We start from the raw sequence: 22,812 nt of genomic DNA on the forward strand, positions 1-22,812 counted from the left end.
AGAGGCTAATATACTTTACAAAAGTAAGTATGTTACTTATATAACACTTTCTTAACAGCTTTAATCACATCTTCATGATTTGGTAACCATTCAGCCAAAAGAACTGGAGAATACGGTGCAGGTGTATCCGCAGTGTTTATTTTTACAATTGGCGCATCTAAATAATCAAATGCCTTGTCCTGAACTTGATATGTAATCTCTGTAGCAACATTGCCAAAAGGCCAGGCTTCTTCCAAAACTACAAGCCTGTTGGTTTTCTTTACTGAGTTTAAAATCGCGTCATAATCCATTGGACGAACAGTACGCAAGTCAATAATCTCACAACTGATTCCTTCTTTTTGAAGTTCATCCGCAGCTTTGTATGCTTCTTTTATAATTTTTCCGAAAGAAACAATGGTAACATCTGTTCCCTCTCTTTTGATATCTGCAACACCAATTGGAATAGTAAATTCTCCTTCGGGCACTTCTCCCTTGTCTCCATACATCTGTTCCGATTCCATAAAAATCACAGGATCATCATCTCGGATAGCGGATTTTAGTAATCCCTTTGCATCGGCCGGATTGGATGGCACAACAACTTTTAGTCCTGGGCAATTGGCATACCAACTCTCAAAAGCTTGGGAATGTGTTGCAGCTAACTGTCCAGCAGATGCGGTTGGTCCCCTAAAAACTATGGGACATGGAAACTGGCCTGCAGACATTTGTCTAATTTTGGCAGCATTATTTATGATTTGGTCAATCCCTACCAAAGCAAAGTTAAAAGTCATGAATTCAATAATCGGTCGATTTCCGATCATTGCAGAACCCACACCAATACCTGAAAAACCTAATTCAGAAATAGGGGTATCAATTACACGTTCTGGTCCAAATTCATCAAGCATTCCTTTAGAAGCTTTATAGGCTCCATTATACTCTGCAACTTCTTCACCCATCAAGTATATGGAATCATCTTTTCGCATCTCCTCGGACATTGCCTGTTGGATAGCTTCTCTAAACTGTAGTGTTTTCATTAAGTAGTGCTAATAATATTAGTTGGTGCGTATAAAAATGCAAGCAAAAATAGGAAAATATACAAGAATAATAAGGTGGTAAAAACTAAAAAAAAGAACAAAATTTATTATGCATGCATAATAAATATCAGATTTTTATGGCTATCTTTGAAGCGTTAAACGTAAAGAAAATATGAAGATTTTAGTTTGCATTAGCAACGTACCGGACACCACTTCTAAAATCAATTTTGCGGAAGGGGATACCAAGTTTGATACAAACGGCGTACAATTTGTGATTAATCCCAATGATGAATTCGGATTAACCCGTGCCATGTGGTTTAAAGAAAAACAAGGAGCTGCAGTTCACGTGGCAACGGTAGGTGGAGTACAAACAGAGCCCACAATACGAAAAGCACTTGCCATTGGGGCAGACGAAGCCATTCGAATAAACGCAGAACCAACTGATGGCTTTTTTGTTGCAAGACAATTGGCTGAAGTAGTAAAAAATGGCGGATATGACTTGGTCATTGCCGGAAGGGAATCCATAGATTATAATGGTGGCATGGTTCCTGGAATCTTGGCCACACTCCTAGATATGAATTTTGTGAACACTTGTATAGGTCTAGAAGTTGATGATAACGGCGCTACTGCCATGCGGGAGATTGATGGAGGAAAAGAAAAAATAAGCACTTCTCTTCCTTTGGTAATTGGAGGCCAAAAAGGATTGGTTGAAGAGAGTGACCTGCGCATTCCCAATATGCGTGGAATAATGATGGCTAGAAAAAAAGCATTAAATGTGGTTGAGCCAATAGATGCCCCAAAACTAACCAACGATCAAAAATTTGAAAAACCTGCTGCCAAGGGACCCGTTAAATTGGTTGATGCGGAAAATGTTGGAGAGTTAGTGAACCTATTACACAACGAAGCTAAGGTGATTTAAGAATTAGAATCTAAAAAAATATGTCAGTATTAGTTTATACCGAATCCGATAAAGGAAAATTTAAAAAAAACGCATTAGAAGTAGCTTCTTATGCCCATAATGTAGCTCAAGAACTTGGCACAAACGTTACCGCTGTTACCATCAATGCAGATGACGATGCTTCATTAGGTAATTATGGAGTTTCCAAAGTGCTCAAGGTTACCAATGACCAATTGGATACCTTCAATGCAAAAGCTTATGCAAATACAATTGCTCAAGCGGTAGAAGCAGAAAATGCCAAAGTCATTATCATCAGTTCAAGTGCCGACACCAAATTTTTAGGGCCCATTCTAACTGCAAAATTAAATGCAGGCTATGTCCCCAATGTTGTTGCCGCTCCAGATAGCACTTCTCCTTTCGTGGTGAAAAGAACAGCTTTCAGTAATAAGGGTTTTGCCCATACCGAAATCTCTTCGGAAACCAAAATTGTTGGAGTATCAAATAATGCATATGGCGTTCATGAAAACACCGTTTCCGCATCAATAGAAAGTTTTGACCCTGTGCTGGGAGATTCAGATTTTACCACCAAATCCATTGAAATAGACAAAGTTGTTGGTAAGGCCACTATTGCAGATGCAGATGTTGTTGTTTCAGGAGGGCGAGGACTCAAAGGCCCAGAAAACTGGGGAATGATTGAAGAATTGGCAGAGGTACTTGGTGCCGCAACCGCTTGTTCTAAACCTGTATCAGACTTAGGATGGCGTTCTCACGGTGAACATGTTGGACAAACCGGCAAACCTGTAGCCAGTAATTTATATATAGCAATTGGTATCTCTGGAGCTATTCAGCATTTGGCTGGAGTAAGTGCTTCAAAAACCAAAGTAGTGATCAACAATGACCCTGAGGCGCCGTTCTTTAAGGCGGCAGATTATGGAATTGTTGGTGATGCCTTTGAGGTGGTGCCGAAACTCATCGAAAAATTAAAGGAATTTAAAGCCCAAAACGCTTAATTTTTGTTAATTTGCCCTTTGCAAGGGGCTGTTCAGATAACTGGTAATGCCGCTATTTGAACAGCCTTTTTTGGTTTTAGGAAGATAAATATGAGTTTAGTACGGTTAAAAATAAAGGGGATATCTTACAGCCAGACACAGAATGGTGCATATGCCCTTATTTTAAATGAAGTTGATGGAGATAGGAAACTTCCAATTGTAATCGGTGCCTTTGAAGCACAATCCATTGCCATTGCACTTGAAAAAGAAATAAAACCTCCCAGGCCCTTGACCCATGATTTGTTCAAAAACTTTTCGGATAGGTTTTCAATTGTGGTCAAACAGGTCATTATACACAAACTTGTGGATGGTGTTTTCTACTCCAGCATTATATGTGAAAGAGACAAGGTTGAAGAAATTGTAGATGCCCGAACAAGTGATGCCATTGCCCTAGCGCTTCGTTTTGATGCTCCAATTTTCACCTATAAAACAATATTGGACAAAGCTGGAATCTTCCTTAAATTCTCTTCTAAGGAAAATGAAGAAAATGAAGATGACGATGATAGCATAGTGGTGGATGAAATTCTTCAAGAAGGGGAAACAGTAGAAATTGAGTCTGGAGCATCATCACAAGGATATAGAGAACTTACCTTGGAAGAGTTATATAAAGAATTGGATAAGGCAGTTGCCAACGAAGACTACGAAAAGGCTGCCAAACTAAGAGACGAAATTTCCAAGCGCAAATAAACCTTTTACATGGGTAAGAAAACAAAAAGTTTCCTAATACTTTTATTATTTATCTGTGTCACATCTTATGGGCAAAACATTGTACCAGCGGATTCTCTGAACAATGTTATAGGCACAACCATCATTAATGACATTTCCACTCAAGAAGCACCTAAGTTAATTGAAAATCAAGGTTTTACATTTAATACCTTATGGCGAGGAGTATTGGGAATGGCCGTACTTATTTTCATTTCTTTTCTTTTCAGTTCCAATAGAAAGGCTATTAACTGGAAAACCGTTGCAATAGGTCTTGGATTACAATTATTGATTGCGATTGGCGTCCTAAAAGTACCCTTTGTGCAATATGCCTTTGAAAAAATTGGACAGGTATTTGTTAGTATTTTAGATTTTACAAGAGCAGGAAGCCAGTTTCTTTTTGAAGGTTTGGTGGTAGATATGGACACCTTTGGTTTCATTTTTGCCTTTCAGGTATTACCAACAATCATTTTCTTTTCTGCATTAACTTCTGTCCTATTTTATATGGGAGTGATACAAAAAGTAGTCAGGGCATTGGCTTGGTTGCTCACAAAATCTTTGGGTATTTCCGGTGCAGAAAGCCTCTCAATAGCAGGAAACATTTTTTTAGGCCAAACGGAAGCACCACTGCTCATCAAAGCCTATTTGGAGAAAATGAACAAATCTGAAATTCTTTTTTGGTCATGATCGGTGGCATGGCAACCGTAGCAGGAGCAGTATTGGCCGCTTATATTGGATTTTTAGGGGGTGACGACCCTGCATTACGCTTGATCTTCGCCAAACACCTATTGGCTGCATCAGTGATGGCTGCCCCAGGAGCTATCATAATTTCAAAAATCCTATACCCGCAGACTGAAAGTATTAATACCGAAGTAAAAGTATCTTCCGAAAAGATTGGTGCCAATATTTTGGACGCCATCGCCAATGGAACCACAGAAGGCTTAAAACTAGCCATGAATGTAGGTGCCATGCTGTTGGTTTTTGTTGCATTTATTGCCATGATCAACGGAATCTTAGGTTGGGTTGGAGATTTTACTACACTCAATACTTGGATTGCTGCTAATTCACCCTATGACAGTTTTTCCCTCGAAGCAGTTTTGGGAACTGTCTTTGCGCCATTAATGTGGCTAATTGGTGTAGCAAATGAGGATATCATGCTCATGGGACAACTATTGGGAATTAAACTCGCTGCCAGTGAATTTGTAGGTTACATTCAGTTGGCAGAGTTAAAGAATATGACCAACAGTTTACACTTCACATATAACAAATCTGTTATCATGGCCACCTATATGCTCTGCGGTTTTGCAAATTTTGCTTCTATAGGCATTCAAATCGGTGGAATAGGTTCACTGGCACCAGGCCAACGTAAAACTTTGTCAGAATTTGGCATGAAAGCAGTTTTAGGGGGTTCTTTGGCTTCACTCCTATCAGCAACCATTGCGGGAATGATTCTAGGATAAGCATCTTGATCCGTTGATAAAATCTTTATAAGTCAGTTCATATTCTTTTTCCACAAACCTATTCTTGAAGTATTTTAGACAGATTTAATTTTTATGTCATACCGGGCAGTCAAGATTTCTTCTGGTTGTACCCGTTTAAAATGGCAAACGGTAATTTGATGAAAGAATGAAGCAATACCACGATTTACTAAAACATGTATTGGAACACGGAAACCAAAAAGGAGACCGTACAGGAACAGGAACCATGAGTGTTTTTGGCTATCAAATGCGGTTTGACCTTTCCGAGGGTTTTCCAATGGTCACGACCAAAAAATTACATTTAAAATCAATAGTACATGAACTGTTGTGGTTTTTAAAAGGTGATACCAATGTTTCCTATCTGCAAGAAAACGGAGTGCGCATCTGGAACGAATGGGCCGATGAAAATGGAGATTTGGGCCCTGTTTATGGCCATCAATGGCGCAATTGGAACAGCGAAGAGATTGACCAAATAAAAGAAGTGATTGCAACCCTAAAAAGCAATCCCAACAGCAGACGTATGTTGGTTTCTGCATGGAACCCAAGTGTATTGCCAGACACATCCGTTTCTTTCTCTGAAAATGTAGCACAAGGAAAAGCGGCATTGCCTCCTTGTCATGCATTTTTTCAGTTTTATGTGGCGGATGGAAAACTTTCCTGTCAGCTGTATCAACGTAGTGCAGATATCTTTTTGGGCGTACCCTTCAATATTGCTTCTTACGCATTGTTTACCATGATGATGGCTCAAGTATGTGGGTACGAGCCAGGAGATTTTATCCACACCTTTGGTGATGCGCATATCTACAACAACCATATGGAGCAAGTGGAACTGCAATTAAGTCGTGACCAAAGACCGTTGCCCAAAATGTACCTTAACCCTTCTGTAAAGGACATTTTTGACTTTACTTTTGCTGATTTTAAGTTGGTGGACTATAATCCGCATCCGCACATTAAAGGAATTGTGGCGGTGTAGGCTTTATGAAAACACATCGCTTTAGCTCCAATTATGGTATATAACGATGTATTTTGCATCCATATAAACTAGTTGTACACAAGCTATGAAAAGCCATCCGCACAGTCAAGCACATTTCATTTTACTCGTACCTCACAAAATAAAAAGAGCTTGCCTTTTCCCTAAGCTCAACCAAACCGAATGATTATTTATATACTCATTTAATGAGATATTAAAAATAGTTCTGTACATTAGTGAACTGAATTAAAAAAATTCAAAATGAACCGAATAAAAGAGGTTTTAGAAGAGAAAGGAATTAAACAAATCTGGTTGGCTGAACAGTTGGGAAAGAGCTACAATATGGTAAACTCTTATGCTCAAAACAGACGACAACCAAGTTTGGAAACGCTTTTTGAGATTTCAAAAATCCTAAAGGTTGAAGTAAAAGCATTAATAAAGGAAGATTGAATGGACATAGTTAAAGAAGCAGATATAGAATATGGACTTGTAGGGAGATTACAAGAATTAAAATACACCTATCGAAAGGATATTCGTGACTTAGATGCTCTAGAGCAAAATTTTCGTGAAAAATTTGAGGCTCTTAATAGAGTTCATTTAACAGATTCCGAATTTGAAAAATTACGAGAAGAAATTGTAAATCCTGACGTTTTTACTTCAGCCAACTATCTACGAAAAACAAATACGTTTACTCGTGAAGATGGAACACCATTACACTATACACTTGTAAACATCAAAGATTGGTGTAGAAATGACTTTGAAGTCATTAACCAACTTCGTATAAACACAAAAAATAGCAATCATAGATATGATGTTATTATACTTATTAATGGAGTTCCCGTTGTTCAAATAGAACTAAAAACTTTAGAAGTAAGTCCTAACAAGGCAATGCAACAAATTGTGGACTATAAAAATGACGCAGGAAACGGATATACAAATTCGTTAATGTGTTTTATGCAACTATTTATAGTAAGCAATAAATCGAAAACATTCTATTTTGCCAATAACAATAATGAGCACTTCGCTTTTAATGCAGATGAACAATTTTTACCAGTTTACACCTTAGCAAGTGAGGACAACAAAAAAATTAATCATTTAGACGACTTTACCGATAAGTTCCTGACCAAATGTACTCTTGGACAAATGATTAGTCGCTATATGGTTTTGGTGGCGAGTGAGCAAAAGATATTAGTGATGCGACCTTATCAAATCTATGCTGTAAAAGCTATTGTAGATTGCATACACCAAAATAGAGGAAACGGATATATTTGGCATACAACAGGAAGTGGAAAAACATTAACTTCTTTCAAGGCTTCTACCCTTTTAAAAGATAATCCTGATATTGAAAAATGCCTATTTGTAGTTGACCGAAAAGACCTTGACCGACAAACACGTCAAGAGTTCAATAAATTCCAACAAGGTAGTGTGGAAGAAAACACGAATACTGCTACTTTGGTCAATCGTATGTTATCTACAGATTATGCAGATAAGGTTATTGTAACGACCATTCAAAAACTAGGTTTAGCTTTAGATTCTAAAAACACTAAAAACTATAAAGAAAAATTACAACCTCTAGCAAACAAACGAGTTGTTTTTATTTTTGATGAATGTCATCGCTCACAGTTTGGAGAAAACCATAAAGCGATAAAAGACTTCTTTCCAAAAGCGCAACTTTTTGGATTTACTGGAACACCAATTTTTGAAGAAAACGCTACTTACAAAACGATTGAAGGACAACAAGCATCATACAAAACAACCGAAGACGTTTTTCAACAAGAATTACATTCTTACACGATTACAAATGCGATAGAAGATAGAAATGTATTGCGTTTTCATATCGACTATTTTAAACCTGATGGCGTTGTTACTTCAGGAAGTGATTTGCATAAACTAGCAGTTGTAAATGCTATAATCAACAAACACGACAAAGCAACGCATTACAGGCGTTTTAATAGTGTTTTGGCAACAGCTTCCATAAATGATGCGATTCAGTATTACGAGCTATTTAAAGACCTACAAGCAGAGGAAATTGCTAAAAATGAAGAGTATCGTCCTTTAAATATTGCTTGCGTTTTCTCGCCACCAGCAGAAGGAGACAAAGACATTCAACAAATACAAGAAGATTTACCACAAGAAAAAGCGGATAACGAAGTAGAACCAAATAAAAAGAAAGAAGCGTTAACCAAAATTATCGCAGACTATAACTCTCAATATGGTACAAACCACAGAATAAATGAGTTTGATGGGTACTATCAAGATGTTCAGCAACGAATAAAATTTCAAAAATATCCTAACAAAGATGTGCCTCACGAAGATAAAATTGATGTGATGATTGTGGTAGATATGTTGTTAACTGGTTTCGATTCTAAATATTTAAACACGTTGTACGTTGATAAAAATTTAAAATATCACGGTTTAATTCAAGCCTTTTCTCGTACAAATCGTGTAATCAACGACACCAAACCTTATGGTAATATTTTAGATTTCAGACAACAAGAAGAAGCGGTTGACAAAGCAATGGTATTGTTTTCTGGAGCTAATGTAGATAACCCTAAAGAAATTTGGGTGGTAGATGCTGCACCAAAAGTAATTGTAAAATACCAAGAAGCTGTTGCCAATTTAAAAGGTTTTATGGAGTCTAATGGTTTAGAATGTACACCATCAGAAGTAAGTAATTTAAAAGGAGACGAAGCTCGTGCACAGTTCATAAATACCTTTAAAGAAGTACAACGCTTAAAAACGCAATTAGACCAATATACTGATTTAGAAGACAAACAAGCAGAAACCATAGAAGCCTTATTGCCAACAGATGATTTCCGTTCTTTTAAAAGTAACTATATAGATACTGCTAAACGACTTAAAGAAATACAAGATAAAGGTGATAAAGACCTACCAGAAGTAGTGGAGCAATTAGATTTTGAGTTTGTACTCTTCTCTTCTGCCATTATAGATTACGATTACATTATTAGCTTAATAGCCAAATACACGCAAGACAAACCATCTAAACAAAAGATGACAAGTGTGCAATTGATTAATCTATTAAGCTCTAGTGCCAATTTAATGGACGAGCGAGAAGATATTATTGCCTACATAAAAACCTTAGAAGTGGGCAAAGGCTTAACTGAAAGTGACATACGCAAAGGCTACCAAAAGTTTAAAGACGAAAAAGCAGAAAAAGAGTTAATAAACGTAGCCACAAAAAACGGATTAGAAACCGAAAGCCTAAAAGCCTTTATAGATGAAATTATGAACCGAATGATTTTTGATGGCGAAAAATTGACCGATTTATTAGCACCATTAGAATTGGGATGGAAAGACCGTAGAGTTAAAGAATTAGCTTTAATGGAAGACTTAGTGCCTTTATTAAATAAACTAGCCCAGGGGCGAGAAATAGCAGGATTAAACGCTTATGAATAAAAAAGAAAATAAGATAGTACCATCATTGCGTTTTCCCGATTTTGTGAATGAGGGAGAATGGGAATACTTTAATGGTAATGAACTATTTAAACCAATATCTAACAAAAATCATAAATCTGATTTACCTATTCTAGCTATAACACAAGACCAAGGAGCTATTCCAAGGAAATTAATAGACTATCACGTTTCTGTATCAAAAAAGAGCATAAAAAGTTATAAGGTTGTTGAAGTTGGAGATTTTATTATAAGTCTCAGGTCTTTTCAAGGAGGAATAGAATATTCAAATTACTTTGGATTATGTAGCCCAGCCTACATCATTTTACGAAAAAAAATACAGCTAACAAATGATTTCTATAGGTATTATTTTAAATCATTCCCGTTTATACAAGACTTAAATAAAAATTTAGAAGGAATTAGGGATGGCAAAATGGTTAGTTACAAACAGTTTTCTGAAATTTTAATTCCTAAACCAAAAAAGCAAGAACAAGAAAAAATAGCCAATTGCCTGTCTTCTTTAGAAGATGTAATTATTACAGAATCTGAAAAGTTTGACCTTTTACAAGACCATAAAAAAGGCTTATTACAACAGCTGTTTCCAGCAGAAGGTAAAACCAAACCACAGTTTCGTTTTCCTGAGTTTAAAGATGACGGAGATTGGGAATTAAGTACAATAGGAGAATTAGGTAAGTTTTACTATGGTAAAAGCGCGCCTAAGTGGTCATTGTCTGAAGATGCACCAACTTTGTGTGTTAGATATGGTGAACTATACTCGAAATTTGGTGCAATTATTAAAAATATTTATTCCCGTACTAATATTGACCCAGAGACTTTAAGATTTAGTAAAGGTGGTGAAATTTTAGTACCGCGTGTTGGTGAAGACCCTTTTGCATTCTCAAACTGTTCTTATTTGCCATTTCCAGACATAGCAATTGGAGAAATGATTAGCGTGTATGAAACGGAAGAAAATCCAATTTTCTTTACATATTATTTTAATACCTTAAGTAAACAGTTTGCTCGCGTCGTTGAAGGTCAGAATGTCAAAAACTTATACTATGTTAATCTTGAGCCAATTGAAATTTGTAAACCAAGGTCAAAGAAAGAACAACAAAAAATAGCAAATTGTTTGTCTTCTGTAGATGAATTAATAGAAACACAAACTCAAAAAATTAAAGCCTTAAAAAAACATAAAAAAGGATTGATGCAACAATTGTTTCCAAATGTAAACGAGTTGACGGTATGAGTTCAAAAAGAAAACTCTTTAATTATAAAACCCTTAATGGTTTAGTTACTCGTTTAAGAGATGACTTAAAAGCTAATGATTTCATTTTGCTCTATGCCTATAATGGTACTGGTAAAACTAGAACCTCAATGGCTTTTAAGGAAAAAGGTAAAAAGAAAATAAAAGTTGAATTAAAAGATAATAAAGGAAAAGTACTACTAGATAAAAAGGGCAAACCAAAAACCGAACATTCAATAGTTGGCGACACGCTATACTTTAATGCTTTTACAGAAGACTTATTTGTTTGGGATAATGATTTAGAAAACGATACCACACGTTTTTTACAAATGAACTCTGAATCTAAATTTTTTAATGGATTTAGAGAATTAGCGTTAGATGAAAAGATATTTGCCTATTTAGAACGTTATGCCACATTCGATTTTGACATTGATTATGATAATTGGCGAATTACTTTTAAAAAGCAAGTTAAAAATCCAAAATACAATTCTAAAAATCCAAATAACAAGGAACCTGAATACACTATAAAAGATAATATTAAAATATCTAGAGGAGAGGAAAATATTTTTATTTGGTGTGTTTTCTTAGCGATTAGTGAACTAGCGATAGATGCAGAAGAAGATAGTGCCTATTCTTGGGTAAAATACCTTTATGTAGATGACCCAATTTCATCTCTTGATGATAACAATGCGATTGCGGTAGCAAGTGATTTAGCAAGATTACTAAAAAGAGCAGTTACAAAAGAAATTGAGGATGGTGGAGAGATAAGAATTGTAGATAAAAATGAAGATGAGAAAGTAAAAATTGTGGTGTCTTCTCATCATAGTTTGTTTTTTAATGTGATGTGCAATGAGCTTAAAAGATTTAACCATAATCGCTATTTTTTACACAAAAACAGTGAAGAAAGTCATACACTTCAAAAAACAGATGACACGCCATTCTTTCATCACGTAGCTGTATTAAGTGAGTTAAAACAAGCTACAATTTCAGGAAAAGTAAATACTTATCATTTCAACTCACTTCGAAGCATCCTAGAAAAAACAGCTACATTTTTTGGACTAGATGATTTCCGAAAATGTATTTATGGCATTGATAAAGATGATATTTTATTTGAACGTGCTTTAAATTTATTAAGTCACGGCAAGTACTCAATTTACGACCCTGTAGAAATGGGTGTAGATAACAAAGATTTATTTGAACGAATACTAAATGCTTTTTTGGATAAATACCAATTCAATTTACCAGAACTGCTAAAGAAATAAAGTCACAATATGACAGCAAAACAAAAACAAGAAGAATTAGGCAAAACCCTTTGGGACATAGCGAATAACCTAAGAGGAGCAATGAACGCAGACGATTTTCGCGATTATATGCTTTCATTCCTCTTTTTAAGGTATTTATCAGATAATTATGAAGCCTCTGTAAAAAAAGAATTAGGCTCTGATTATCCAACATTAGAAGAAACCGATAAACGTACACCGCTTTCTATTTGGTACAAAGCCAATCCAAACGATGTGGTAGAGTTTGAAAAGCAAATGCGTAGAAAAGTGCATTATGTTATTGAGCCACAGTATTTATGGAGTAGTATTTCAGAACTTGCACGAACACAGCACGAAGATTTACTGAAAACACTACAAAAAGGGTTTAAATACATAGAAAACGAATCCTTTGAAAGTGCTTTTAAAGGTTTGTTCTCAGAGATTAACCTAGATTCTGAAAAGTTAGGAAAGAACTACGAAGCTAGAAATAAAAAGCTTTGCACCATCATTCAAAAAATTGCAGAAGGCATACAAGACTTCTCAACGGACAGCGATACGCTTGGAGATGCTTATGAATATTTGATTGGTCAATTTGCAGCAGGTTCAGGAAAAAAAGCAGGAGAGTTTTATACACCACAACAATTATCAACCATTTTATCTGAGATAGTGACTTTAGATAGTCAAAACCCAAAAGCAGGTAAAAAGAAAAAGATTAATAAAGTACTCGATTTTGCTTGTGGTTCTGGTTCGTTGCTTTTAAACGTAAAGAATAAAATTGAAAAAGCAGGTGGTACTTTAAGTAGAATTTATGGACAAGAAAAAAACATAACGACTTACAACTTGGCGAGAATGAATATGCTTCTTCACGGAGTTAAAGATTCAGAATTCGAGATATTTCACGGAGACACTTTAAAAAATGATTGGGATATTTTAAACGAAATGAATCCAGCAAAGAAAGTTGAATTTGATGCTATTGTAGCAAATCCGCCTTTTAGTTTACGTTGGGATGCCTCAGAAGCTATGAGTGAAGATTTTCGATTTAAAAATTATGGTTTAGCACCAAAATCAGCGGCCGATTTTGCATTTCTATTACACGGTTTTCACTTTTTAAGTGAAGAAGGAACAATGGCAATAATTTTACCACACGGAGTTTTATTTAGAGGTGGAGCAGAATCTCGAATAAGAGAAAAACTACTGAAAGACAACCATATAGACACCGTAATTGGCTTACCTTCTAACCTATTCTTTTCAACAGGAATTCCTGTTTGCATATTGATTTTAAAGAAATGTAAAAAGGAAGATGATGTATTGTTCATAAATGCAAGTGAGCATTATAAGAAAGAGAAACGCCAAAATATTTTAAGAGATGGAAAAGTAGATGGCGAACTAAAAGAAGGAGAGCCAAATGACATCAAAAAAATTATTGATACCTATCAAAATCGACCAGAAAAAGTGGAGCGATATGCTCGTAGAGTACCAATGGATGAAATCGTGAAAAACGAGTTTAACCTTAATATTTCTAGATATGTTAGTACAGCGAAACCTGAACCGATAATTGACTTAAAAGAAGTGAATGAAAAATTGACTGAAATAGAAAAGAAAGCAACTAAGTCATTGAATGAACATAACGAATATTTGAAACAATTAGGACTAAAAACAATATGAACGGAGGAATAGCCAAAGCTTGTTCAAGCACATTTAAAGTTTGCTCGTACCTCACAAATTTAAAAGAGCTTTCACGCCAACGCTAGCAAGTTTGCGGAAGAAAAGCCAGTGTACAACAATGTATATAAAAAATAGCGGTTTAATCGCTTAAACGAAAGAAAATGAATAAATTAAAGGTCAGTTAAAATTCGAAAAGTTTGTACATAAAATCCGCTACTTTTCATATACTAGACCGTTGTAGCACATTAAGAAATGACTGAGAGCGAATTCATAGACTACTGGAACAAAGAATATCCAGAATCGTTACCAATCAATCATGAATTGAGATTGATTTATCCTGAACGATGGTTTAGAATTCATAGTCTTCCTGAATCAAAAAGGTATGCTGAATCTTCGGACGAGTACAAAATCATACTTGACCGTCAAAATCAATTGATTAATGACCTGATTGGAGAAGAATCGGAAGTAGCAATTTCTTTCGGGCTTTACACCAATGACATGACCAACGAGAATTACCAACAATTGACTGACTTTGGAGAATTTCTAAAAGTATTGACCATTGACTTGCGTAAGGAAAGACCCGAAGAATATGAAGATGAAATGTATTTTGACATTTATGTCAGAACTGAAAATTGGCAAAACGGAAAAAGAGATGAAATTCTCAAGGCAATTGCTGATGATGAAATAAGAGCAATGTTTGTCAGTTCTTCAAAGAAATGTGTCATATCTCCATATGACGGTGGAGTTGATGTGATTGTTGACTCAACCGAAAAAAGAGATAGTCTGAAGAATAAATACAGTGATTGGCTTTCTAACCGAGTAGATGGATTGTAAAAGAAAAAACATAAAACGTGCTACAACAATGGCTATAAGTAATTGCTTGTTCTAGCCTACTTCTGAAAGTCCTCATGGATTTTCAGTTTGGTTTGTACTTGCAAAGTTGAGTGCTAAACCACACAATTAATCATCCAATCGTTGGACTACCTTCAGCTAAAGCTGACTTTTGCTTAACTTGTTCTAATAGAAATTTTGGCATGAACTTAGACATCCTTCAACAACCTTTCCCTTTAAACAAGGCACAAATAGATTTTTATAAGCAAAATGCCTTTATAAAAATCAAAGAAGTACTGCCCCCAAAAGTGCTTGCCCATATCAACAATGTAATATCCGACAAAGTGGACGAATTGAACACCCAAACCACTGCCCTTGATGAGCGTGATACCTATGGTAAGGCTTTTTTACAAATTTTTAATCTATGGACCCAAGATGAACAGATCAAAGAAATTATGTTCAGCAAGCGATTGGCCCAATTAGCTTCTGACCTTATGGAAGTAGGTGGTGTGCGCATGTACCATGACCAAGCTCTTTTTAAGGAAGGTGGTGGTGGCATAACACCTTGGCATGCCGATCAGTATTATTGGCCATTGTCCACAGAAAAAGTCATTACCGCCTGGATTCCCTTGCAGGGAGTACCCATGGAAATGGGTCCACTTGAATTTGCCGCTGGCAGTCAAAACATTTTAACAGGAAGGGATTTATCCATAAGCGATGAAAGCGAAACTTTGATTGGAGAAAAATTGCGTTTGACAGATTGCAACAAAATATCTGAACCCTTTGATATTGGGGAAATCAGTTTTCATTCTGGATGGATTTTCCACCGGGCAGGCGCCAACACCACCGATCAAACCCGAAAAGTGATGACCGCCATTTATATGGACAAGGATATGATTTTAAAAGAACCGGAAAACGATGGCCAAACAAATGACTGGAAAACATGGTGCCCGGGCGTGAAAATTGGTTCAATCATCGATTCTCATCTAAACCCCATTCTTTTTGAACGATAAAGCATACTTGGAATCCCGTGGCTTTAGAGTGATTACATCAGTCAAGAAAAGCTACAGATAGTATCCCCGCATTTAAATTTTAATAAAAAACACCCAAGCTTTCACTTGGGTGCCAAACAAACAATTAAACAAAGTCACTTCTTTTCTTTTTCATGTTTGCTTAATGTGGAAGTTCCCTAGTCACTTTTATTGAGTTGGAAAGTGCATAAAATCCATCCAAATCAGCAACATTATTTCCTGCATCCAATCCATTTAAGCCTTCTTCATAGGTAATATGCCAGATAAAACAAACTCCAACACCGGCGGCATCAAAATCAACACCTTCTACAGCATCAATTGTTGGGGGCAAGCCCAATATGTTGTTTTTGTCATCTGTAATTACCCAACGCTGCTTTGTACCGGTCAAATTGGTGTCATCCAGATAGATTCCGCTCACCATATCGGGGGTACCATCCACCTTGAAAGTGAAAGGTCCACCAGAAATTATACCTGCATTCAACGGGTTTCTATTGACCACCACAAAATTGGAAAGGTCAAAATTACCAGACAGGTCGTTCAGGTTCTGTCCACCTTCCAGTCCAGATAATTCTCCCGAATAAGTCAAATGAAATATATAACAAGAACCTACACCAGCTCCATCAAAATCAACCCCTTTTACAGCCTCCAAAGTTGGGGGAATCCCCAAAATATTTTTAGAATCATCGGTAATCACATAGGTCTGCGCTTCACCGGTAAGTTCTGTATCATCTAGGGCAACGGTGCTCACCATATCTGGTGTGCCGTCCACAACAAAGTTGTAAGGTCCTCCAGATAGCGTTCCAGCATTTAATGCATTTCTATTGACCACCACAAAGTTGGAAAGAGCAAAATTACCGGACAGGTCGTTCAGGTTCTGTCCACCTTCCAACCCAGCCAGCTCGCCCGAGTAGCTCAAATGAAAGATGTAACAAGAGCCTACACCTGCTCCATCAAAATCAACACCTTTTACTGCTTCCAAAGTCGGAGGGATTCCCAAAATGTTTTTGGAATCATCGGTAATTACATAGGTCTGTGCAGCACCGTTAAGTTCTGAGTCATCCAAGGTAATGGAGCTTACCATATCTGGTGTTCCATCAACTACAAAATTGTATGGGCCTCCAGATAGGGTTCCTGCATTTAATGCATTTCTATTGACCACAACAAAGTTGGAAAGGGCAAAATTACCGGATAGGTCGTTCAAGTTTTGTCCACCTTCCAGTCCAGATAATTCTCCTGAATAAGTTAAATGAAAGATATAACAAGAACCTACGCCGGCTCCATCAAAATCAACACCTTTCACCGCTTCCAAAGTTGGAGGGATTCCCAAAATGTTTTTAGAATCGTCCGTGATCACATAGGTCTGTGCATCACCATTGACCATTGAATCGTCCAAGGCAATGGCACTCACCATATCTGGTGTACCGTCCACCACAAAATTGTATGGACCACCCGACAACATTCCTGCATTTAAACCATTTCTGGTAACAGTCAGTGAATTGGAAAGGTCATAATCACCAGCTAGGCCGCTTGTATTTAAACCAGCTTCCAAGCCTTGAAGACCATCTTCATAAACAATATGCCATATGAGGCACACTCCTGCGCCCGCTTCATCAAAATCCACTCCCTCCACAGCTGCCAATGTAGGTGGAAGTCCTAAAATATTTCCGGCATCATCTGTAATTACATATCCTCTATTACTACCAACTAGGTCATTGGCATCTAAGGTAATTCCGCTTACCATATCCGGTGTTCCATCAACGGTAAAGGTAAAAGGGCCTCCAGATAGGATTCCTGCATCTAGTACGATAGGAGTATCGTCATCTGTATCTCCTTTGCAGGAAACCAGTACTATTGAGATGCCCAATAGCATCAATAATGATTTTAAGTTGCTCATTTTCGTGTGTTTTTAAATTGTTCCACAAATGAAGGGTGAAGTTGTTGCAGAAGTATCACATAAAAATCAAAATTCATTACGTACTGATTATCAGTCAATTATTATAAAAACATAGCCTTTTTGTAAAGATTTTATCAAAAAACGGACTTCTTAAGAAGTATACTATCAAAAATTTATAGGAAACGGTGAACTTTCCGTGATACTTTACCTTTTAATTCGTTGCGTCATGAAAAAAGTTTTGATTGTTGAGGATGATATTGAGATCATTCGTCTTTTAGAAATACACCTTAAAGACTTGGGGTGTCAGGTTTTAACCGCCAATAGAGGTGATGTTGGGCTTAGAAAGGCAATCAATGAAAATCCGGATCTTGTTATACTTGATGTAATGCTTCCTGAAATGGACGGAATTGAAATCTGCCAAAAGATCAGGGCAAACAACATTAAATCACCAATCATGATGCTTACTGCCCGTTCTGAAGAAATTGATAAAGTATTGGGGTTAGAAGTAGGCGCTGACGATTATTTGACCAAACCCTTTAGTGTTAGAGAGTTTATAGCACGGGTAAAAGCCATTTTTAGAAGGCAAAAGATGGATATTGTGGAACCTTCATCAGAAAAAAATGCCAAACTGATGGAGTTTGACATACTTTCCATAGATATAGATATGCGCAAAGTGCTTCTAGATGGCAAAAAAATAGAGCTTTCTCCCAAAGAATTTGAACTCTTGGTCCTTTTGTCCTCTAACCCAGGTAAAAGCTATGACCGAACAAAATTACTGAACATGATTTGGGGGTATGATTTTAAAGGGTATGAGCACACAGTAAACTCTCATATTAATCGCCTACGTTCCAAAATTGAACCAGATATGAGCAATCCCAAATTTATTCTGACCACATGGGGAGTAGGATACAAGTTTAATGAAGAGCTTATGGAAGCCTAACCAAACCGCCGAACATGAAAAACAACATACTTTCTGTTAGATTTATCCTAAAACTCAGCCTGTCGTTCCTTGCTATTCTATTGCTTGCTGGTATTGGATACACCATTACCTCCATCTATTTGTCCAACAAATATTTTTACGAGACCACGCAACGTTTGCATGCTAATCTAGCACAAGACCTTATTGAAGAAAAATTTAAGGACACGCACCCTTTTGATTCTACCGGAACGGTGAACAAAGCACTTTTTGGGGACATTATGCACGATATGATGGCCGTGAACCGTGCCATAGAAGTATATCTACTGGATAATTCTGGAAATGTACAGTACTCGGTTGTTCTTGATCATGACGCCCCTGAAACAAAACAGAAAAAGGTTAATCTAGACCCCATAAAAAAGTTCATTAATGAAAAAGGCACTAGTTATACGCTAGGCGATGACCCTAAAGATTTATCCAAACAAACTATTTTTTCAGCGGCCCATTTTAAGAAGGATGGCCATGAAGGATATGTTTATATAATTCTGGCCGGGGAAGATTTTTTGGCAACACGCAGCGATTTGTTCAATAGCTATTTTATGCGCTTGGGTCTTGGAGGCTCAGTATTGACCCTAATTTTTGCCACCCTTTTGGGTTTACTGGCCATTTGGTACCTCACAAGAAGCTTAAGGAAGATCATCTATGCTGCAAAACGTTTTCAACAAGGTGATTTAGAGTACCGGATTGAAAATGCCGAAAAAACAGATTTGTCCAATGTTGCGAGTACCTACAACAGTATGGCAGACACCATTCTATCCGATATTGAAAAAATAAAGTCTGTTGAACAATTAAGACAGGAATTGATTGCAAATATTTCTCACGATCTACGTACACCACTATCCATAATACAAGGCTATATTGAAACACTCCACATGAAAAACGATGAACTTTCTGCAGAGGAACGGGCCCAATATCTAAAAACCGTTACCCGCAGTAGTGAACGTCTTTCCAAGTTGGTCTCCCAGCTTTTTGAATATTCAAAGCTGGAGGCCAACCAAATTCAGCCAGAAAAAGAACCCTTTTTAATCAGTGAACTGGCCAACGACATTCACAGAAACTATTCGTTGTTGGCAGAACAAAAGAATATTGACCTGAAATTGTCCATGGCAGATAGCGTTCCATTGGTTTTTGCCGATATTTCCTTGGTTGAGAGGGCTATTCAAAATTTAATGGACAATGCACTAAAGTTCACCCCAGAAGGTGGTGAGGTCACTGTGAAAATTGAATCGGAAAATGACCATGTTGAAGTTATAATACAAGATTCCGGTCCAGGAATTAAAAAAGACAATCAAGCATTGATTTTTGAACGTTATCGCCAAACCAAAGCTGGGGAACAAAAGGAAGGCGCTGGCCTGGGTCTAGCAATTGTAAAGAAAATCATAGAAATTCATGATAGTAAAATCAAGGTTTTCAGTAAACCAAATGAAGGCACTTCTTTTAGTTTTAGCCTTCCGGTTTATGCGGTAAACTAAGTCATTATTCTTTATCTTTAAGGTGTAAAATGTTTCTATGATTCTTACCGATTCCCTTTTGGATTTCTTTTTAGAGACCAGAAAACATTCTGAAGATATTTGCCAACCTTTGGAAATTGAAGATTATGTGGTTCAGCCAGTTATAGACGTAAGCCCACCAAAATGGCACTTAGGTCACACTACATGGTTTTTTGAGGAGTTTATTCTAAAGCCCCATGCCAAGGATTACACCCTATTTGATGAAGATTTTTCATTTGTCTTTAATAGCTATTATGAAACTGTTGGAAAAAGGGTAGTTCGTTCAGACAGAGGTAACTTATCCAGACCATCTGTTAAAAAGGTATATGAATATAGAAAATATGTCACCGATGGCATAAAAAGGTTTTTAGCAATAAACCAAAACCAAGAAATCAATGCGATACTGGAAATAGGCATCCACCATGAAAAGCAGCATCAGGAATTGTTGTTGACAGATATTAAATACATCTTGGGGAATAACCCATTATTGCCCGCATACTCCAAAACATTTGAAGATTATCCTATTGAAAGCCATCAACAAGACTGGATTGCCATAGAAGAAGGTATTTATGAAATAGGCCATAATTCCAACGATTTCTGTTTCGACAATGAATTGGGAAGACATAAGGTTCATTTACACTCCTATGAAATTTCCAATAAATTGGTCACCAATAAAGAGTTTATTGAGTTTATTGAAGCAGGAGGCTACCACCGTTTTGACATTTGGCACGCTGAAGGATGGGACTGGGTAAGCCAGAACAACGTCACCTCGCCATTCTATTGGCATAATATTGATGGAGAATGGTACAACTATACCGCCAAAGGCCTTCAAAAAGTTGAAGAACAAGCTCCGTTGACCCACATTTCTTATTTTGAGGCGTTTGCATATGCCCAATGGAAAGGCTTTAGACTGCCCACAGAGTTTGAATGGGAAGCCGCACAAGCATTTTTTCCCTGGGGCAAACGTTGGGAATGGACGGAAAGCGCCTATCTTCCCTACCCCAACTATCAAAAGGCTGATGGTGCCCTGGGCGAATACAACGGCAAGTTTATGGTAAATCAAAAAGTGCTGAGAGGAAGCTCTGTAGCAACCCCTTCAATGCACACAAGACATACCTATAGAAATTTTTTCCACCCCCAATTAAGATGGCAGTTTACCGGTTTAAGGTTAGCCAAATAATTACGACATATCTACCATGCAAAACAACGAAGTAACAACCTTCACCTCAACTTTTGAGCAAGAGGTCTATGAAGGATTAACAACATATCCCAAACATTTATCTTCCAAATATTTTTATGATGAAGTAGGCGATAAACTATTTCAGGACATCATGGCAATGCCAGAGTACTACCTAACGGATTGTGAGTTTAACATTCTTGAGGAGAATAAATCCGAAATCGCTGAACTTTTTGGAAAAGGCGGTGCACCCTTCAGTCTTTTTGAATTAGGCGCAGGAGATGGAAAAAAGACAAAGATTTTACTTCGCCATTTTACGCAAAACAACATCTCTTTTGATTATAGGCCTATTGACATTAGCCAGAATGCGCTTGATCAGTTGGAAGAATCTCTGGGCAAGGAAATTCCAAATGTTGAAATAAACACCTTGCAAGGCACCTATTTTGACACTTTAAGGGATATTGGCAATGCTAACGGCAGAAAAAAAGTCATCCTATTTCTTGGTTCCAATATTGGCAATCTGTTGCATCCCCAAGCAATAGAGTTCTTAAAGAACATGAGAGATTCTGTAAATGAGGAGGATTTAATCTTTATGGGGTTTGACCAGAAAAAAAATCCACAGACCATATTGGACGCCTACAATGACAAAACAGGGATTACCGAGGCCTTCAACAAAAATATTCTAGCCCGTATCAACAAAGAAATGGGCGGGAACTTTAATCTGGAAAAATTTTTACATTGGGAAGCATACGACCCAGAAACAGGAACGGCCAAGAGTTATTTGGTATCAAAAGAAGAACAAAGCGTTTGCATTGAAAGTTTGGAGTTGGAAATACGTCTTAAAGCATGGGAAACCATTCATACAGAAATTTCTCAAAAATACGATGACGCCATTGTGGAATGGTTAGCAGAAAAAGCTGACTTAAAAATAGTAACAGAATACACAGATGCCGAACAACAGTATAAGAATTATGTTTTTAAAAAATAATTTATGAAAGCAATTTGGAACAACACTGTAATCGCAGAAAGTAACGATACCGTAGTTATAGAAAACAATCATTATTTTCCAGAGGAAAGTATAAAAAAAGAGTTTTTTAAACCTAGTGATACGCATACAACTTGCCCATGGAAAGGAGTTGCCTCGTATTACTCAATAGAGGTTGATGGAAAACAAAATGCGGATGCAGCTTGGTACTACCCAGAAACAAGCGAGTTAGCAAAATCCATTAAGGGGAAGGTTGCTTTTTGGAAAGGAGTCACCATTGAAGCATAAACTTCAATGGCGACTTTTAAGCCTCTATATCTCTAGAACGGCATTTTCCGCTCCAGCATAATCGTTCCATTGAAAACGGTCTGCTTCTGTATCATTAACATATGATCCGTCTACCAAGTATCTAAACTCATATGTATTCTCTTTAGGAAGTTCGAACGTTCCTTTAAAAGTTCCATTTTTTAACTTTCTTAAAGTGCTTCCTTTTGGGTTCCAATTGTTGAAATCTCCAACTACTGCCACTTTCTTTGCTTCTTCTGCAGGCACAGTGAATGTAACTTTACAAACTGGCTTGCTTTTAAGGTATTGTTTTTTTATTGCCATGGTATTTTTCTTTTTAAAATCAAACGCAAAACAATACATAAAACGGCTTACTCACAATAAGTTAAGTTCGATTTATCATATTGATAAAATGCGCCTAACAATAGGGTTACTTTTACAAAATTAGGGTTTGATTT

19 protein-coding genes and 1 pseudogene are annotated in these 22,812 nt (G+C 36.9%); 17 read left to right on the plus strand and 3 right to left on the minus strand.

All coding sequences use genetic code 11. The features are described 5' to 3' along the window. Positions 1 to 32 precede the first annotated feature (32 nt). The gene (locus tag DKG77_RS14095) at positions 33 to 1,010 is read right to left on the minus strand and encodes a pyruvate dehydrogenase complex E1 component subunit beta (RefSeq protein ID WP_109664242.1); all 978 of its coding nucleotides are present in this window, start codon (positions 1,008 to 1,010) and stop codon (positions 33 to 35) included. A gap of 172 nt (positions 1,011 to 1,182) precedes the next feature. Between DKG77_RS14095 and DKG77_RS14100 the strand changes: the two genes are divergently transcribed. The 12 genes and pseudogenes from DKG77_RS14100 to DKG77_RS14155 all read left to right on the plus strand — a co-directional run bounded on the left by DKG77_RS14100 (position 1,183) and on the right by DKG77_RS14155 (position 15,529). Then, a complete protein-coding gene (locus DKG77_RS14100) occupies positions 1,183 to 1,929 on the plus strand; it encodes an electron transfer flavoprotein subunit beta/FixA family protein (protein ID WP_109664243.1) in 747 nt (248 codons plus the stop codon). 20 nt (positions 1,930 to 1,949) lie between these two features. Next, on the plus strand, positions 1,950 to 2,918 hold the full coding sequence (locus DKG77_RS14105; RefSeq protein ID WP_109664246.1) for an electron transfer flavoprotein subunit alpha/FixB family protein: 969 nt from the start codon (positions 1,950 to 1,952) through the stop codon (positions 2,916 to 2,918). Positions 2,919 to 3,008: 90 nt separating this feature from the next. Further along, on the plus strand, positions 3,009 to 3,644 hold the full coding sequence (locus tag DKG77_RS14110) for a bifunctional nuclease family protein (protein ID WP_109664248.1): 636 nt from the start codon (positions 3,009 to 3,011) through the stop codon (positions 3,642 to 3,644). A 9-nt stretch (positions 3,645 to 3,653) separates the two neighbouring features. After that, positions 3,654 to 5,119 (plus strand): annotated as a pseudogene (locus tag DKG77_RS14115) (NupC/NupG family nucleoside CNT transporter). A gap of 166 nt (positions 5,120 to 5,285) precedes the next feature. Continuing rightward, the gene (locus tag DKG77_RS14120; RefSeq protein ID WP_109664251.1) at positions 5,286 to 6,110 is read left to right on the plus strand and encodes a thymidylate synthase; all 825 of its coding nucleotides are present in this window, start codon (positions 5,286 to 5,288) and stop codon (positions 6,108 to 6,110) included. Positions 6,111 to 6,368: 258 nt separating this feature from the next. After that, on the plus strand, positions 6,369 to 6,557 hold the full coding sequence (locus DKG77_RS14125; protein WP_109664253.1) for a helix-turn-helix transcriptional regulator: 189 nt from the start codon (positions 6,369 to 6,371) through the stop codon (positions 6,555 to 6,557). Continuing rightward, positions 6,558 to 9,524 carry a type I restriction endonuclease subunit R gene (locus DKG77_RS14130; protein ID WP_243414937.1) on the plus strand — a complete coding sequence of 989 codons (2,967 nt, stop codon included), beginning with the start codon at positions 6,558 to 6,560 and terminating at the stop codon, positions 9,522 to 9,524. After that, positions 9,517 to 10,764, plus strand: coding sequence for a restriction endonuclease subunit S (locus DKG77_RS14135; protein ID WP_109664256.1), 1,248 nt, complete (start codon positions 9,517 to 9,519; stop codon positions 10,762 to 10,764). Before DKG77_RS14130 ends, DKG77_RS14135 begins: the two co-directional genes overlap by 8 nt. Next, positions 10,761 to 12,023: an ATP-binding protein gene (locus tag DKG77_RS14140; protein WP_109664258.1), complete on the plus strand. Its 1,263-nt coding sequence runs from the start codon at positions 10,761 to 10,763 to the stop codon at positions 12,021 to 12,023. The genes DKG77_RS14135 and DKG77_RS14140 overlap by 4 nt, the downstream gene beginning before the upstream one ends. A 9-nt stretch (positions 12,024 to 12,032) precedes the next feature. After that, complete coding sequence (locus DKG77_RS14145) at positions 12,033 to 13,685, plus strand: type I restriction-modification system subunit M (protein WP_109664261.1); 1,653 nt, start codon at positions 12,033 to 12,035, stop codon at positions 13,683 to 13,685. Between the two features lie 252 nt (positions 13,686 to 13,937). Next, positions 13,938 to 14,519 carry a DUF3885 domain-containing protein gene (locus DKG77_RS14150; RefSeq protein WP_109664264.1) on the plus strand — a complete coding sequence of 194 codons (582 nt, stop codon included), beginning with the start codon at positions 13,938 to 13,940 and terminating at the stop codon, positions 14,517 to 14,519. Positions 14,520 to 14,719: 200 nt separating this feature from the next. Beyond that, positions 14,720 to 15,529, plus strand: coding sequence for a phytanoyl-CoA dioxygenase family protein (locus DKG77_RS14155; RefSeq protein WP_109664267.1), 810 nt, complete (start codon positions 14,720 to 14,722; stop codon positions 15,527 to 15,529). 160 nt (positions 15,530 to 15,689) lie between these two features. On the opposite strand, the gene DKG77_RS14160 is transcribed toward DKG77_RS14155, so the two are convergent. Continuing rightward, the gene (locus DKG77_RS14160; protein ID WP_243414938.1) at positions 15,690 to 17,441 is read right to left on the minus strand and encodes a hypothetical protein; all 1,752 of its coding nucleotides are present in this window, start codon (positions 17,439 to 17,441) and stop codon (positions 15,690 to 15,692) included. A 226-nt stretch (positions 17,442 to 17,667) separates the two neighbouring features. Between DKG77_RS14160 and DKG77_RS14165 the strand changes: the two genes are divergently transcribed. From DKG77_RS14165 to DKG77_RS14185, 5 genes are read left to right on the plus strand one after another with little or no spacing between them, the layout of a single operon-like run. Beyond that, positions 17,668 to 18,381, plus strand: a complete 714-nt coding sequence (locus DKG77_RS14165; RefSeq protein WP_109664269.1) for a response regulator transcription factor — start codon at positions 17,668 to 17,670, stop codon at positions 18,379 to 18,381. A 14-nt stretch (positions 18,382 to 18,395) separates the two neighbouring features. Continuing rightward, the gene (locus tag DKG77_RS14170) at positions 18,396 to 19,889 is read left to right on the plus strand and encodes a sensor histidine kinase (RefSeq protein ID WP_109664272.1); all 1,494 of its coding nucleotides are present in this window, start codon (positions 18,396 to 18,398) and stop codon (positions 19,887 to 19,889) included. Between the two features lie 37 nt (positions 19,890 to 19,926). Beyond that, a complete protein-coding gene (egtB, locus tag DKG77_RS14175; protein WP_109664275.1) occupies positions 19,927 to 21,087 on the plus strand; it encodes an ergothioneine biosynthesis protein EgtB in 1,161 nt (386 codons plus the stop codon). A gap of 16 nt (positions 21,088 to 21,103) precedes the next feature. Next, entirely contained in the window at positions 21,104 to 22,072 is a 969-nt protein-coding gene (locus DKG77_RS14180) for an L-histidine N(alpha)-methyltransferase (RefSeq protein WP_109664277.1), read from the plus strand. Positions 22,073 to 22,075: 3 nt separating this feature from the next. After that, entirely contained in the window at positions 22,076 to 22,357 is a 282-nt protein-coding gene (locus DKG77_RS14185; protein ID WP_109664280.1) for a DUF427 domain-containing protein, read from the plus strand. A 24-nt stretch (positions 22,358 to 22,381) separates the two neighbouring features. Here the strand turns inward: DKG77_RS14185 and DKG77_RS14190 are convergent, their stop codons facing one another. Then, entirely contained in the window at positions 22,382 to 22,678 is a 297-nt protein-coding gene (locus DKG77_RS14190; protein ID WP_109664430.1) for an isoamylase early set domain-containing protein, read from the minus strand. Positions 22,679 to 22,812 lie beyond the last annotated feature (134 nt).

Origin of the sequence: Flagellimonas aquimarina (genome assembly GCF_003149745.1) — a bacterium.
Classification (GTDB): Bacteria; Bacteroidota; Bacteroidia; order Flavobacteriales; family Flavobacteriaceae; genus Flagellimonas; species Flagellimonas aquimarina.